Origin of the sequence: Caulobacter sp. 602-1, from assembly GCF_003931565.1 — a bacterium.
Lineage (GTDB): Bacteria > Pseudomonadota > Alphaproteobacteria > Caulobacterales > Caulobacteraceae > Caulobacter.
In genome coordinates this window covers 1-344 of record NZ_RRYI01000055.1, presented here as the reverse complement: position 1 = coordinate 344, position 344 = coordinate 1, and the positions used below count along the sequence as shown (strand labels likewise).

The 344-nt window shown below is 59.6% G+C and carries 1 protein-coding gene; it reads left to right on the top strand.

Going from position 1 to position 344, the window contains the following annotated elements; all coding sequences use genetic code 11:
* Positions 1-49: 49 nt before the first annotated feature.
* The coding region (locus EIK80_RS25220; RefSeq protein WP_199743626.1) for a hypothetical protein at positions 50-344 on the top strand (295 nt) is incomplete at its 3' end.

Sequence of the window (344 nt, the reverse complement as noted above, 5' to 3'; positions counted from 1 at the left end):
GCCGAGCACCGAAACTGGTTCTCTGCAGAAGATTGCAGGCGCAGCTTCCATGCCGGGCACCGAGCCCGAACGTGCCACCGCAATGCTCACCCTGGCCATGCAGCTGCACGATCAGTACGTGGAGAAGGGCAAGACCAAGGCGCAGGAAATCACCGAGGCCAGCCAGAACAAGTACACCGAACTGGTGAACAAGGCCAACAGCTACTCTGACCGTACGCGCTCCGAAGCAGATACCTATTCTGACCGTACGCGCTCCGAAGCAGATGCCTATTCTGATCGTACGCGCTCCGAGGCGGATGCATACTCCGACAAGACCCGTGCTGATGCCGACACCTACGCGCAGA